The 14,022-nt window shown below is 57.7% G+C and carries 11 protein-coding genes, 1 pseudogene and 1 riboswitch; of the genes and pseudogenes, 4 read left to right on the forward strand and 8 right to left on the reverse strand.

Annotated features, from left to right (window positions below):
* The 8 genes and pseudogenes from HMPREF7545_RS06470 to rsmI form a co-directional block, all read right to left on the reverse strand.
* Nucleotides 1-1,688 (reverse strand): annotated as a pseudogene (locus HMPREF7545_RS06470) (acyl-CoA mutase large subunit family protein); the annotation flags it as partial.
* 417 nt (nucleotides 1,689-2,105) lie between these two features.
* A riboswitch (cobalamin riboswitch) is annotated at nucleotides 2,106-2,337 on the reverse strand.
* Between the two features lie 107 nt (nucleotides 2,338-2,444).
* Nucleotides 2,445-3,254, reverse strand: coding sequence for a G5 and 3D domain-containing protein (locus HMPREF7545_RS06475; RefSeq protein ID WP_006694904.1), 810 nt, complete (start codon nucleotides 3,252-3,254; stop codon nucleotides 2,445-2,447).
* A 190-nt stretch (nucleotides 3,255-3,444) separates the two neighbouring features.
* The gene (locus HMPREF7545_RS06480) at nucleotides 3,445-4,227 is read right to left on the reverse strand and encodes a TatD family hydrolase (RefSeq protein WP_006694905.1); all 783 of its coding nucleotides are present in this window, start codon (nucleotides 4,225-4,227) and stop codon (nucleotides 3,445-3,447) included.
* Nucleotides 4,224-5,765, reverse strand: coding sequence for a methionine--tRNA ligase (gene metG / locus HMPREF7545_RS06485; RefSeq protein WP_006694906.1), 1,542 nt, complete (start codon nucleotides 5,763-5,765; stop codon nucleotides 4,224-4,226). Before metG ends, HMPREF7545_RS06480 begins: the two co-directional genes overlap by 4 nt.
* 71 nt (nucleotides 5,766-5,836) lie before the next feature.
* Nucleotides 5,837-6,244: a very short patch repair endonuclease gene (locus HMPREF7545_RS06490; RefSeq protein ID WP_006694907.1), complete on the reverse strand. Its 408-nt coding sequence runs from the start codon at nucleotides 6,242-6,244 to the stop codon at nucleotides 5,837-5,839.
* Nucleotides 6,237-7,337 (reverse strand): HpaII family restriction endonuclease, encoded by a 1,101-nt coding sequence (locus HMPREF7545_RS06495; protein WP_006694908.1) that lies wholly within the window; start codon nucleotides 7,335-7,337, stop codon nucleotides 6,237-6,239. Before HMPREF7545_RS06495 ends, HMPREF7545_RS06490 begins: the two co-directional genes overlap by 8 nt.
* Nucleotides 7,282-8,400 carry a DNA (cytosine-5-)-methyltransferase gene (gene dcm, locus HMPREF7545_RS06500; RefSeq protein ID WP_248681279.1) on the reverse strand — a complete coding sequence of 373 codons (1,119 nt, stop codon included), beginning with the start codon at nucleotides 8,398-8,400 and terminating at the stop codon, nucleotides 7,282-7,284. Before dcm ends, HMPREF7545_RS06495 begins: the two co-directional genes overlap by 56 nt.
* A gap of 139 nt (nucleotides 8,401-8,539) precedes the next feature.
* Nucleotides 8,540-9,397, reverse strand: a complete 858-nt coding sequence (rsmI, locus tag HMPREF7545_RS06505; protein WP_006694910.1) for a 16S rRNA (cytidine(1402)-2'-O)-methyltransferase — start codon at nucleotides 9,395-9,397, stop codon at nucleotides 8,540-8,542.
* A 229-nt stretch (nucleotides 9,398-9,626) separates the two neighbouring features.
* Between rsmI and HMPREF7545_RS06510 the strand changes: the two genes are divergently transcribed.
* From HMPREF7545_RS06510 to sstT, 4 genes are all read left to right on the forward strand, one after another.
* Nucleotides 9,627-10,313, forward strand: a complete 687-nt coding sequence (locus HMPREF7545_RS06510) for a response regulator transcription factor (RefSeq protein WP_006695974.1) — start codon at nucleotides 9,627-9,629, stop codon at nucleotides 10,311-10,313.
* Complete coding sequence (locus tag HMPREF7545_RS06515) at nucleotides 10,297-11,739, forward strand: sensor histidine kinase (protein ID WP_006694912.1); 1,443 nt, start codon at nucleotides 10,297-10,299, stop codon at nucleotides 11,737-11,739. Before HMPREF7545_RS06510 ends, HMPREF7545_RS06515 begins: the two co-directional genes overlap by 17 nt.
* Before the next feature lie 90 nt (nucleotides 11,740-11,829).
* On the forward strand, nucleotides 11,830-12,684 hold the full coding sequence (gene rfbD, locus HMPREF7545_RS06520; RefSeq protein WP_006694913.1) for a dTDP-4-dehydrorhamnose reductase: 855 nt from the start codon (nucleotides 11,830-11,832) through the stop codon (nucleotides 12,682-12,684).
* An 85-nt stretch (nucleotides 12,685-12,769) separates the two neighbouring features.
* Nucleotides 12,770-14,017, forward strand: a complete 1,248-nt coding sequence (gene sstT / locus HMPREF7545_RS06525; protein ID WP_006694914.1) for a serine/threonine transporter SstT — start codon at nucleotides 12,770-12,772, stop codon at nucleotides 14,015-14,017.
* Nucleotides 14,018-14,022 lie beyond the last annotated feature (5 nt).

A 14,022-nucleotide genomic window follows, 5' to 3' on the forward strand; every position in this document is an offset into this window, starting at 1 on the left:
CCCTCGGTGACCGCCGCCATCAGCTCGGCGATGGTCGCGCCCGCAAATGCCGCCTCGATACCGTTCACGACGGAGTGGTCTGCGCGGAATGCCTCGAGGGAATTCTTGCAGTGCTTCACATCAATGTCGGAGAGATAGCTGTCAATCGCCTCCCTGCGCGCCTGCTTCATCGCAGCCGTATCCTCTTCACGGCGGTCGAGCAGCGTCTCCGTCATATTCGGATACATATTGTTGCCGACGATGCGGTCCTTGCGCAGATCCGCATTCTTAAAGCGGTCCGCAAGAATCTTTGCGATGCCCTCCTGTACAGAGCCACTGCGGAGCGCCTCAAGGATGCCGCCGCTCTTCTCGATGCTCTGGAACTCTGCCCAGATCTTCTCCTTCATCTGGCGCGTGAGGGTCTCAACCGCCCACGAACCGCCCGCAGGATCGATCGGCTGCAGCATGCCGAACTCCTCCTGGAGCATGATCTGAATGTTGCGCGCAATGCGGCGCGAGAACTCGTCTCCCTTGCGGATGGGCTCGTCGAACGGCGCGCTCTCAAAGGAGTCGATGCCGCCCACAACGCCCGAGAAGATCTCCGTCGTGTTGCGAAGCATGTTGACATACGGATCGTAAACGGTCTTGAAGAAGAGTGCAGGACGCGCGTGAATGCGCATCTTCTGCGACTCGGCATTGCCTCCGAACGCCTTCACGATCTGTGCCCAGATCGGACGCACAGCGCGCAGCTTTGCAATCTGCAGGAAGAAGTTCGCGCCCATCGAGAAGCCGAACGCGATCTGCGACGCCGCCTCGTCGATCGTGAGCCCGCGCTCGCAGAGGGCACGCAGATATGCAGCCGCCGTCGAAAGGACCGAGGCAACCTCCTGCACATCGCTCGCGCCGCCGTTGCTGTAAACATCGCTGCGAACGAAGATCGTCCGGAGATGCGGTGCGTTCGTGCTCGCCCATCGGGCTGCAGCGGCAAGGCTGTCATAATATGCCGCGATCGGCGCGTCGAGTTTACCGTCGGCAGCAAGCGCGCCGATCGGGTCGGCACCGATGATGCCGCGGACATTCGACATATCCTCTCCTGCTGCACGGCGCGCCGCCGCAACAAGAGAGAGAATCGGAAGCGCATTCGCCCCTGCGTAGATGTAGAGGGGGAATTTCCCGAGATCCAGTCCCTCGAGCAGCGTATGCATATCATCGACCGTCGTCACGCTCGTGCCGATATCGCCGACATGCGGTGCCTGACGCGCATCAACGCCCGCACGCGTCGCGCTGTCGAGCACAATGTGATAGATGGTCGAGCCCTTATCATTCTCATGACGCAGGAGCTCGTTGTTCTCTGCGGGCAGCGTCTCGTCGCATGCCTGTGCGATGCCCCAGGGCTTGCCGATATACCCCGCCGGATCGACGCCGCGCAGGTAGTCGCCCATGCCGGGCATCACACTTTTTGGCAGGATCGCCTCTGTGTGCTTTCTCGTATACATGGGATCGAAGGTAATGCCCTCGTAGGTCTTCGTGAACATGACCTTCTCAAACGGCGCCCCCTTGAGAAGCGCCTCACAGGCTTCCTTCCACTCCTCATCCGTCGGCGGAGTGAATTCATCGAGCGTGACATCGGGGAAATTCTCAACATCCGCCGATTTCTTCAACAGTTCCTGAAGCTCTTCGTCGCTCGACCGTTCTTTTTCTTCCGGCATAGTACGTCCTCCTTTATATGATAAGGGAAGTCAGACAAATCCAACCTCTCTAAAAACCACCCGAAGATGGTTTTTTGATAAAAAAATCGCTCTGAGCTTCCACCCTCAGAGCGTACCCCCACGCAGGGGGAAAACGAGAACTGAAAAGATGAGCAATGTTTCCCCAAGGAGCGCATACTCCTTCATCCCGGGGAAATCTCTATGCATGGAGGCCTTTTCACATGCACACAGATCTCCTCAGGATCGTTCACGCAGCACCGGGAAGCGGGACAAAAGAAAAAGCCCATTCCGCGGTGTGCAGAACGGGCTTTTTCGGTATCGTTACTCAGTTCTCGTGCCGTTTGGTCCCAGATGCCAAACTCTCTATACGAGCGGTACGAATCCGCAAAATCTCCATCCCCATCACTCGCAGGTCAATCGGTGATTGTTAATCAAGCAGGTCTCCTGGCTCCAGTTCATCGTTCTTCCGCATCTTCCCAGAGATCGCTCTCCAGTGACTGCCAACTCAATTGGCGTGCGGAATCACTCCCTGTTACAGTGGCGTGACCGCTCCGGCTTATGAAATCAATGATTCCTATACCGGATTCCCTATGAAGCATTGAGGCTTTGATGATGTCAAAACCCCTGCACTTGATCCAATTCAATATGAAGTTTTAAGGTACGATAAAATAGTAACACTGAAATGAGTTCTTGTCAACAAAAAAAAGAATCGCTGCGTGAATTATCTTGCAGTGATTCTTTGCTTGCAGATGGATCCTACTCGAGGACATATACCTCAACATTCCGGCGTCCGAACTGGATCGCCTCATCATAGCTCTCCATGCAGAGATCGATCTTGTTGCCGACGATCGCGCCGCCGGTATCCGCGGCGATCGCCTCGCCGTAGCCGGGAATGAAGAGCCGCGAGCCGAGCGGGATGACGTTCGGGTCGACGGCAACGACACCATGTCGTGCAGGGATGCCGGTCGCCGTAATGCCGCTGCCGCCCCCGTCGCTGGGGAGATACGCGGATGCATGCATCGTATAGGCCGCACGGTAGCGGGGAATCCCGCGGCTGACGCGCTCTGCCTCGCGCTCACGTGCACGGCGCTGCTCTGCGGCCTGTTCGTTCTCCTTAAGCTGGATCGAGAGGTTCTCCGTTATGGGGGTATCCACACCCGGCACAACGTCGATCTCGTTCATATTATAGCCATACTCCGCCATGACGTCGCCGACGGTACGGCCGCTCGTTAAGACCTGCTGCGTATCGCCCCAGAACGAGATGCTCACGGGCACCGCGCGGCGCACGGAGATCTCGGTGCGGCGCTGGTCCTCGCTCTGTGTGACCTCGTAGGTATCCTTATCGCCGAGCGTTACGCCAAGCTTTGCAAAAATATCAGCCGGTTTCGTCTGCACCGTCATATCGGTAAGAGTCTCGCCGTCGACATGCACGCTCACGCGGTGCATGTTCTTCGGAAAGCCGTTCATCGTAAAGCCGCTGGAGAGCAGCATCATGCCCGCCAGGGTGGCACAGAAGATCGTATTTTTCTTTGTCTGAATAAAATGCCCTACATCTTTCAGGTGCATAGAATTCCTCCTTTTCTGACAGCATTTTCCCACTTTAAGCTGAATTTTTCATGAAAAATGGGATTCGACCTAAAATTGAGAGCGATTTTCTCATTTTATTCACCACTTTAGGGAAATTCGTCCCAAAAAAGGAGCCCTGCGCATGGAGATTCTCTCCACGCGCAGGGCGATTGTTCACGAAAGAATAATATTAAACAATTTTCGGATAAAGGCGGCGTGCATTCTCTGTTGTATAGCGCGCAACCTCCTCGACCGTCTCGCCGCGGATCTCGGCAATCTTCGCCGCGACATGAACGACGTAGGCGGGTTCGTTGCGCTTGCCGCGCAGGGGTACGGGCGCGAGGTAGGGACTGTCCGTCTCGATGAGGAGCTTATCGCGCGGCGCCTCGCGCACGATATCGGGCAGCTTCGCCGCATTCTTGAACGTGAGCGGACCGTCGATGCCGATGCAGAACCCCATCTTCCAGAGTTCGCGCGCCGTCTCGATGCTGCCCGAGTAGCAGTGCAGCACGCCCGTGAGCCCCTCTCCCGCCGCTTTTAGAATGGCGAGTGTATCGCCGTGCGCCTCGCGGTCATGAATGCAGACAGGCAGCCCGGCCGCACGCGCAAGCCGAAGCTGCACCGTGAAAAGTTCCCGTTGGAGGGCACGCCGCTCCGGGTCTTTTTCCCAGTAGTAGTCGAGGCCGATCTCACCGATCGCGACGACCTTCGGATGCTTTGCCCATGCGAGGAGCTGCTCCTGCATCTCGTCCGTCGGCGCGCAGGCGCTCTCAGGGTGAATGCCGACGGCAGCGTAGAGCGCGGGATAGCGCTCCGCGTCTGCAACTGCCTGCGCGGACGCCGCCATCGTATCGCCCATGCTGATGATCTGCCCGACGCCCGCCTCTGCCGCGCGTGCGATCGTCTCGGGCAAATCGTCTGCGAATCGCTCGTCATAAAGATGAGCGTGTGTGTCGATCAGCTCCATCATCATTCAGTCTCAATGCGCGGGAACAACTGCTCTGCCGTGCCGACCGCGTGGCCGTCAGGCAGGCCGCCCCACGCAGCATCGGAGAGCTGCACCGCATCAAAGTCCGTGGCAAAGCCCAGCTGAGCGTGAATGCGGCGCGCGGTCACAGGCAGGAACGGCGAGATGAGGATGCTCGTAATGCGCAGCGACTCGACGAGATGATAGAGCACGGCGTCGAGCTCCGCCGCCTTCGCCTCATCCTTCGCGAGTGTCCACGGCGCGGTCTCGTCGATGTACTTATTCGTGCGCGAAATCAGTGCCCACGCCGTCTTGATCGCCGCCGACAGTTCCATCTGTTCCATCTGCTCCGTGTAGGTCTTGACGGTCTCCTGCGCCATCTCCTCAAGTGCCGCGTCGAAGTCCGTGCGCCCCGTGCCCTTTGCGATGACGCCCTTGCGGTACTTCTTCGCCATCGAGAGCGTGCGGTGGAGGAGGTTGCCGAGGTCGTTTGCGAGATCGGAGTTGATGCGCCCGATCAGCGCATCGCGCGAGATGTTGCCGTCCTGTCCGAGCGTGATCTCGCGCAGGAGGAAGTAGCGCACGGCATCCGCGCCGAACTCCTCGATGAGCGCAATCGGGTCGACGACGTTGCCGACCGACTTCGACATCTTCGCGCCATCCACGATGAGCCAGCCGTGCCCGTAGACCTTTTTCGGCAGGTCAAGGCCGAGCGCCATGAGCATGCAGCCCCAGATGATCGTATGGAAGCGCACGATCTCCTTGCCGACGAGATGGACGTCTGCGGGCCAGTATTTGCTGAACTTTTCCTTGTCATGCAGATAGCCGATCGGCGTAAGGTAGTTCGTAAGCGCGTCGAACCAGACGTAGACGACGTGCTTCGGGTCGAACGGCACGGGGATGCCCCAGTCGAACGAGGTGCGCGAAACGCAGAGGTCCTCAAGTCCCTGCTCAATGAAGGCAATCATTTCGTTGCGGCGCGAGACGGGCTGGATGAAGTCGGGGTGCTCGTTGATATAGGCGATGAGGCGGTCCGCATATTTGCTCATGCGGAAGAAGTATGCCTCCTCCGCAACCTCCTGCACGGGGCGGTGGCAGTCGGGGCAGCAGCCGTTCTCGTCCAGCTGCAGCTTCGTCCAGTAGCTCTCGCACGGCGTGCAGTAGAGCCCCTTGTACGCCCCCTTGTAAATGTCACCCTGATCGTAGATCTGCTGAAAAATATTCTGTACGAGCTCATAATGGCGCGGCTCGGAGGTGCGAATGAAGTCGTCATAGGAGATGCCGAGCAGCCGCCAGAGTTCCTGAAAGCCCGCGACAATGCGGTCGACGTACTGAAGGGGCGTCACCCCCTCCTTCTCCGCCGCCTGCTGAATCTTTTGCCCGTGCTCATCCGAGCCGGTCAGAAAGAACACATCGCAGCCCGCGAGCCGCTTGAACCGCGCAATCGTGTCCGCAACAGTGGTGCAGTAGGCATGGCCGATGTGGAGTTTGGCGCTCGGGTAGTAAATTGGTGTGGTAATGTAAAATGGAGTCTTTCCGCTCATAAATCATGCCTCGTTTCGATTTGATATACTATATAGTAGCATACGCGCGGCGCAGTGACAACCTGCGCCGCCTATAGATATTCGTCAATCACGGCAAGCACACCGGCAAGATCCTTCTCTATGTCGCTCGTCCAAAACCGCAGAACAAGCCACCCCATCTCGGTCAGTGAGTCGTTCACCTCGCGGTCGCGCTCGACATTGCGGGCGAGTTTTGCCCGCCAAAAGGACTGATTGCTCGCCACTTCCTCGCCCGGATTCTCCCGATGTCCGCGTGCGTGCCAAAAATCCCCATCGACAAAGATTGCAATCTTTCGCCCCGCGAGCACAATGTCCGGTGTCCCGGGGAGCGCACGGACATTCTTACGGTAACGAACGCCTCGCTTCCAGAGGCCTTTCCGCAGGGCAATCTCCGGCTTCGTATCCTTCGCACGGACACGGCGCATACACTTCCTGCGCTGTTTCTGTGTCAGTTTATCCATGATCCTTGAATCGAATCTGCAAATTCAGATTGATGTAGTGAATGCCGTCCACCTCGTAGATGCAGCAGTAGTCGTTCCGCGAAGACGACGCTCTCTCCAATCGTGTGCTGCAAAGAAGATATTCCTCGAAGAAATTTCGGTTGTAGATATGATAGGCAACAACAGCGCCATCCGCACGCGCAATGATGTAGCCGCCCGACGCATCCTCCGTCCCCGACCACGCTTTGGCAGGCTGCATTCCGAGTGCAACGGCGCAGAGAAACTTTTTGAATTTGTATTCATAGAGTTTCTGCGGATCGGCAACATGGAACGGGTTGGCTTCCGCAACGGTTTGCAGGAGTTTGCGGCAGTTGAGTTCGCCGCTGTGATAGCTTTCAAGCAGCAATGCGGCAAGAAGACGGTCAAACGACATATCAATGAAGCTGAGATTGTTCCGAAACATGTCGCTTGCAGGACGGATATAGCGGAGGCTGCCACCCGCCGCAGAGATCTCCTGCATCCGCTCCAGCAGTTTTTTTCTTCCCTCAATAGCGTTGATGCGGGAAATATCCGCCCCATCCAGCCCCTCCACCGCAAATACGAAATTTGTCGATTTTGAGGCATTGAGGAGGGTTGGGGCTGCCCCGATATACGATTTGATCGAGAACGCAAAGACGTTTTCAATGCCCGTATGAATATCGTGCAGCAGCATGGTGATGTCCGCTTTCTCTGCGGAGGAAGCCTTGACCTTGCAGATGGAAAGGTGTTCCATAACCTCCGCCGCAAGTGGAATGGCGAAGGCCCCCCTGCCCACGCGTATTGCGTCGAGCAGAGCCTTCGCATAGGAGGTCAGCAACGACCTCTTGACCGTGTGAACCGCCATCCCGTTGCAGGTAATCTCCACACCATGATCGCGCACAGTCATATCAATCTGCCGATCTTCGTCCTCACTGCGCATGACTTTGAGGATAGGAAAGAAGCAATCTGCGAGCGCATTGAGTTCCGCGTCCGCCGCGTAGAGCCGTCCCGTTCCGAGCAGATGGACGAGCACGTAGAGTTCACTCCACTCCCCCTGATTCGCCTTGACTGCGCTCTCCTGAGAATGTACGGTCATGAGTAAGCACCTCCCTGATGTTCCAGGCAATCGCCTCGATCACATTAACGGTCACACTGTTGCCAAGCTGCTTGTAAAGATGCGTATCGGCAAGCGGCAGCAGAAAGTCATCGGGAAAGCCCTGCAAACGCGCCCATTCGCGCGGGGTCATCTTGCGGATGCCCTCGCGGTTGACCGCGCCCTTGATGCGGGTAACAGGGGTAAAGTTCGTGAGACGCTTGTCGACAATGAGATTGCGCTCCCGTCCCATCCCTCCGCAGACAATCGCGCCCGCCTGTCCGTCAAGCTCTCGAACCTCGTAGCCGAATCCGTGTCCGAGTGCCTCATGATGTGCCTTGTGGCGGCGCAGCGAGGCAAGGTAGACAGTCGAGAGGTAGTATTTTACACTGACTTCTTCCGCTTCCATGATATCACGAATGGTCGTGTTTGAATCATGCCCCTCGGGAAATGCGAACCCCGTACTGTCAATATCATTCCGAAAGGCAACAATATAGATGCGTTCACGGTTTTGCGGCACACCAAAGTCCTTGCTGTTCAAAACCTTGCTGTATACGGTATAGCCGATCTGACAGAATGCTTCCTGTATCACCCGAAAGGTACGTCCCTTGTCATGGATGGTCAGGCCCTTGACATTTTCACAAAAAATCACCTTGGGACGATGATAATCACAGATGCGGACAACATCAAGAAAGAGCGTTCCCCGACACATCCCGGCATAGTTATCCTCGAACCCCATGTGTCTGCCCGCCATCGAAAATGCCTGACACGGAAATCCCGCCAGACAGATATCAAAGGGGGCAATCTCCTCTGCGGCGATCTTCGTAATGTCGCCCGCAATCTCGAAGGAATCGTTGTAATTTGCACGGTAGGTCTTTTGCGCGTGTTCATCCCACTCACTGACAAATACGGTACGGATCGCATCACCAAACGCATTGTCAAAGCCCTTACGAATCCCCCCGATGCCCGCAAAGAGATCGATCGAGCGATATGTATCGTCTGCAAAGGACAGTTTTTCGTCGTAGGCAGGAGGAAAACATTCAAACAAAGGCATTGTTTCGATCATAGGGCTCCTTTTCATTATGATTTTTAAAGCAAATTCTGATAAAGGAATTCCACCAGACGGCAGTACTTATCTTTCTAATCACGATTATAATAATCGTGATTAGAAAGATTATATACCGTTTGACGAAAATCATCAATCTTCAGTGGGAGTCATCGTCCCCCACCAATACCGCCTGATATACCTCCCTGCGCGAGATGCCGAGTTCCTGCGCGGTGCGGCGCATGGCCTCCTTCTTGTCGAGTCCCGCGGCGATATGTGCCTCGTAGCGCTCCATGAGGGTCGCCTCCGCCGCATCCGCAGCGGCGGCAGTACTCTTGTCCGCTCCTGCAACAATGAGGACGAACTCGCCGCGCGGTTCGTTCTCCCGATAATGCGTGAGGAGTTCGCCGAGCATCATGCGGCGGAACTCCTCGAACTTTTTCGTGAGCTCGCGCGCGGCGCATGCGCGCCGCTCCGCTCCGAGTGTCTCCGCGAGGACCGCGAGTGTCTCACGCAGGCGGTGCGGCGCCTCGTAGAAGATGAGCGTCTCGGGATATCCTGCAATACGTGCGAGGAGCTCCCTGCGCTTCTTGTCTTTGCGTGGGAGAAACCCGACGAAGACAAAGCCCTCCAGCGGAAGCCCCGCGCAGATGAGACCGGAGAGCGCCGCGTTCGCCCCCGGCAGAGGCGTGACGAGAATCCCCTCGGCAATGGCGCGCTGCGCAAGATCGCCGCCGGGGTCGGCAATGCCCGGCAGCCCTGCATCGCTGACACAGACGATGGTCTCACCTGCAAGAAGCCGCGCGATGAGTTCCGGTCCCTTGGCATCCTTATTGTGCTCGTAGTAGCTCGTCATCGGCGTATGGATGTCATAGTGCGCGAGCAGCGCGCGCGTGTGCCGCGTGTCCTCGGCCGCGATGCAGTCCGCTGCACGCAGTGTCTCAACGGCGCGGTAGGTGATGTCGCCGAGGTTGCCGATGGGCGTTCCGCAGAGATAAAGCCGTCCCGTCTGTTCCACTCTGGTTCCTCCGTTTTCTATACGTTCTCATTTTGTTTTATACTGGAAGGAGCATGTTGTCAAGAAAAACGCATGAAAATCACCCGCGTTAAAAGTCGATTATATTTCTCATTTTTGCCTTTTCATTTTCTCTGTATTCATATATAGTAGGGACATATTAAAGGAAGTGCTGATAAGCATATGGTTTATTTTATCCGCGTTTCCTTAAGGAATGACGAGGTGGATTATTATGGACGAAAAGACACGGGTCCTCATTGTAGAGGATGAGACACGCATTGCGCGCTTCCTGCAGATGGAGCTGGAACACGAGGGCTTTGAGGCAGAGACCGAGGGGAACGGTACGCGTGCGTACGAGCGCATCATCCAAGAGAATTTCGACATTATTCTGCTCGATGTGATGCTGCCCGGCATGGACGGCATTGAGATCTGCCGGCGTGTCCGCGCGGTGACCAACGTGCCCATCATCATGCTGACGGCAAAGGATGCGGTAGAGGACCGCGTCGAGGGACTCGACATCGGCGCAGACGATTATATCACGAAACCGTTCGCCGTGCCGGAGCTGATTGCGCGCCTCAAGAATGCGCTGCGCCGCCGCGACATCTCGACCGAGGATGCCTCGGACCGTCTCACGGTGAAGAACCTCATCATGTTCCTCTCCCGCTACGAGGTACAGGTGGACGGCGAGACCGTGGCGCTCACGAAGCGCGAATACGATCTGCTCGAGTATCTCCTGCGCAACAAGCGCACCGTTCTGACGCGCGATCAAATCCTGCAGGAGGTATGGGGATTCGACTACACAGGCGAAACCAATGTCGTCGACGTCTACATCCGTTACCTGCGCGCTAAGCTGGATGACCGCTTCAACAAGAAGTACATCTACACGGTGCGGGGTGTCGGATATGTGGTACGCGACTAGGGCACGCCTGGCTCACTGGATCGATCGCTACTTTTACATCCGCATCTCAACGAAGATTACCCTGCTGTACGCGGCAATCCTCTTTTTCGTACTCATTCTCTCGACGGCGATTCTGGGGATTGGCGCGTACATCTATTTTTACCGGCAGGCGGAGGTCGATCTCGACCGCAGCATTCGCCATGTGATGAGCAACATCGAGAGCGGACATGCGACTGAGGCCAAGTTCTGGTTTGAGGGGCCGGTCATTCCCGGCGTCATCGTTCGCATCACGGACAGCACGGGGCGTGTCGTCCTCGATACGGATGCGCATTTCCCATCGATCGAAACCATCGAAAGCGGGCAGATCACGACGCCCTTCTGGGCGAATCCCGACATGGAGGTCTCCGAATTCCGCAACGGCGCGGTCTATCACGCGCGCCGCGACGTCGAATACGGCGGCATTGTCTATCACGTTCATTTCTTCCGTACGATCACCACAGAAAAGGACTTTTTCTATTCACTTCAACGGCTGATCTTCTATACGGTTGCCATCTGCTTTGTCCTCGCGCTCATTGCGGGACATTTCATCAGCACGCGCATCTTAAAGCCGATCCGCGAGATCACATGGACAGCGCGCAGCATTGAGGTGGAACGCCTCGGCCGGCGCCTCGACGTGCCGCGCGCGCGCGATGAGCTCTCCGAGCTCGCCCGCACATTCAACCGCATGCTAGACCGTCTGCAGGAAGGATTCCAGCAGGAGCAGCGCTTTGTCTCCGATGCTTCGCACGAGCTGCGCACGCCGCTCACGGTGATCCTCGGCTACTCCGACATGCTCGCGCGCTGGGGCCGCGAGGATAAGAACATCCTCGATGAGGGCATCACCTCCATCCGCTCGGAGGCGGAGAATATGCAGCAGCTCATCGAAAAGCTGCTCTTCCTCGCGCGCGCTGATCAGAAGCGTCAGGCCGTCAACAAGGAAGATGTGGATCTGGCCGAACTCCTCGCCGATACGATCGAGAAGATGCAGATGGTCACGCCCTCGCATGAGGTCACGCTCGGCGCAAACGCTCCCGCGATCGTCAACGCGGATCCCGTTCTGCTGCGCCAGCTGCTGCGCATTTTCCTCGAAAACAGTCTGAAATATACGCCCCCCGGCGGTCACATCCACGCCTGCTCCGTACTTTCCGCGGACGGTTCCGAGGTCATGGTGACGCTCTCGGACGACGGCATCGGAATCGCGCCCGAACATCAGGCGCATATTTTCGACCGATTCTACCGCGTGGATTCCTCGCGTACAAAGGAGACGGGCGGCTCGGGACTCGGGCTCTCGATCGCACGTTGGATCGCGGAGCGTCACGACATCAAGATCGCCCTCCAGAGTGCGGTGGACGAAGGTACGACGATCACGCTCACCATCCCGACCGTACCGGAGGCCGATGTTCCATAATGTATACCAGCGAGGCGCTGTCCGCAGCATACACGGACAGCGCCTTTTTATGATACAATAAAGGAAATATAAAAAGAAAGGCGGATCGCTATGAAAATCCTCATCACAGGCGCAACCGGACAGCTGGGCCGAGACTGCGTACAGGCATGCAAGGCGCGCGGGCACGAGGTATACGGCGTCTCCTCGCGGATGTTCCCCCTCTCGGATGAGACGGCGATGCGCGGTGTGCTCGACACGTTCGCGCCCGATGCCATCCTCCATGCGGCGGCATATACAGCGGTCGATCAGGCGGAGGACGAGCCGGCACTCTGCCGCCTCGTCAACGCAGCGGGAACCGAAATCCTCGCACGCCTCGCCCAGGAGAGGAACACGAAGTTCCTCTATATCAGCACGGACTATGTGTTCCCGGGCACGGGAACAGAGCCCTATGAGACGGATGCCGCGACCGGCCCGCGCAATGTCTACGGCGCCTCAAAGCGCATGGGCGAGGAGGCGGTGCAGGCACATCTCGACAGATATTTCATCGTGCGCATCTCGTGGGTCTTCGGCGCATACGGCAGGAACTTCGTCAAGACGATGCTTGCGCTCTCTGAGACACACAAGAGTCTCTCCATCGTCGGCGATCAGATCGGCTCACCAACCTACACGCACGATCTCGCTCCCCTGCTCGCAGATATGCTAGAGAGCGAGAAGTACGGCATCTATCACGCAACGAACGAGGGCTTCTGCTCCTGGGCGGAGTTCGCCGCCGAGATCTTCCGTGCTGCCGGCAGGAGCGTCAACGTCACCTCCGTCCCCTCGCATGCCTACCCGACGAAAGCTGTGCGCCCGAAAAACTCGCGCCTCAGCAAGGCGAGCCTCGATGCGGCGGGGTTCCGCCGTCTCCCCGCGTGGCAGGATGCCGTCGCCCGCTGCCTGGAGGAGCTGGCACGCACCGAAGCATAGCCGTGCGCCGAACAAAACGGTGACAAGGCGCCCCCGTTCTGTTATAATAGAGGATATTTTTTCATCCGAAAGGGAGGAATCTTTTTTGCTCAGCAACATCAGCCGCAAGTACCGTGAGACAGCGCTCATCAAGCTCATCGCTGTCGGACTCATCATCGGCATCTTCATCGCGCTTTATGCGCCCGCCGCCATCCCCATCGTCGCCGTGCTCGGCGATGTCTTCGTCCGCGCCCTGAAGGGCGTCGCACCGATCCTCGTCTTCGTCCTGGTCATGAACGCCATGGCGCAGCGCACCGTCGGTGCAGGCGCAGCGCTGAAGCCCATCGTGCGCCTCTACGTCATCGCAACCTTCCTCGCGTCCGTCGTCGCGGTTGCATTCTCCTTTGCCTTCCCGTCTACGCTGCATCTGGTTGTCGCCGATGCGACGGTCACTCCGCCGAGCGGCATCATCGAGGTCGTTCACAACCTCATCCTCAACGTCGTCGACAACCCGCTCCACGCCATCGCAAACGCCAACTACATCGGCATCCTCGCATGGAGTGTCCTCGCCGGTGTGGCGCTGCAGAAAGCAAGTCCGACCACAAAGAACACCGTCCATGATTTTGCCGTCGTCATGACACAGATCGTGCTCTGGGTCATCCGCTTTGCCCCGTTCGGCATCATGGGTCTCGTCGCGGATGCTGTCGGTACGAGCGGCGTGGATGCCCTCATCAGCTACCTTCAGCTGCTTGCCGTTCTGCTCGGCGCATTCTTCTCCGTCGCACTCATCATGAATCCGATCATTGTCTGGGCGCACATCCGCCGCAACCCGTTCCCGCTTGTCTTTACGACCCTGCGCGAGAGCGGCATCTACGCATTCTTCACGCGCAGCTCCGCAGCAAACATTCCGGTCAACCTGCAGCTGTGCAAGCGCCTCGGACTCAATCCCGAGGTCTACTCCATCTCCATTCCGCTCGGTGCGACCATCAACATGAGCGGCGCAGCGATCACGATTGCGATTCTCTCGCTCGCCGCAGCGAATACGCTCGGCATCCATGTGGATCTGCCGACCGCGCTTCTGCTGTGCCTCATCGCCACCATCGGCGCATGCGGCGCATCGGGTGTCGCGGGCGGTTCGCTGCTCCTCATCCCCGTTGCCTGCTCCTCGTTCGGCATCAGCAACGACATCGCGATGCAGGTTGTCGGGGTCGGCTTCATCATCGGTGTTCTGCAGGACTCCTGCGAGACCGCGCTCAACAGCTCCACCGACGTCCTCTTTACCGCGACGGCAGAATTCGCGGGCCGCGCAAAGGAAGGCACGCTGCGCGATGCGGACATGACGCCGAAGGCATAACTCCC

It is taken from the genome of Centipeda noxia ATCC 43541, from assembly GCF_000160555.1.
GTDB lineage: Bacteria > Bacillota > Negativicutes > Selenomonadales > Selenomonadaceae > Centipeda > Centipeda noxia.

Excerpts from the sequence above, each read along its gene's own strand:
- HMPREF7545_RS06475 (WP_006694904.1), bottom strand. The coding sequence starts at position 3,254 with ATGCACCTGAAAGATGTAGGGCATTTTATTCAGACAAAGAAAAATACG.
- HMPREF7545_RS06480 (WP_006694905.1), bottom strand. The coding sequence starts at position 4,227 with ATGATGATGGAGCTGATCGACACACACGCTCATCTTTATGACGAGCGA.
- metG (WP_006694906.1), bottom strand. The coding sequence starts at position 5,765 with ATGAGCGGAAAGACTCCATTTTACATTACCACACCAATTTACTACCCG.
- HMPREF7545_RS06490 (WP_006694907.1), bottom strand. The coding sequence starts at position 6,244 with ATGGATAAACTGACACAGAAACAGCGCAGGAAGTGTATGCGCCGTGTC.
- HMPREF7545_RS06495 (WP_006694908.1), bottom strand. The coding sequence starts at position 7,337 with ATGACCGTACATTCTCAGGAGAGCGCAGTCAAGGCGAATCAGGGGGAG.
- dcm (WP_248681279.1), bottom strand. The coding sequence starts at position 8,400 with ATGATCGAAACAATGCCTTTGTTTGAATGTTTTCCTCCTGCCTACGAC.
- HMPREF7545_RS06510 (WP_006695974.1), top strand. The coding sequence starts at position 9,627 with ATGGACGAAAAGACACGGGTCCTCATTGTAGAGGATGAGACACGCATT.
- HMPREF7545_RS06515 (WP_006694912.1), top strand. The coding sequence starts at position 10,297 with ATGTGGTACGCGACTAGGGCACGCCTGGCTCACTGGATCGATCGCTAC.
- rfbD (WP_006694913.1), top strand. The coding sequence starts at position 11,830 with ATGAAAATCCTCATCACAGGCGCAACCGGACAGCTGGGCCGAGACTGC.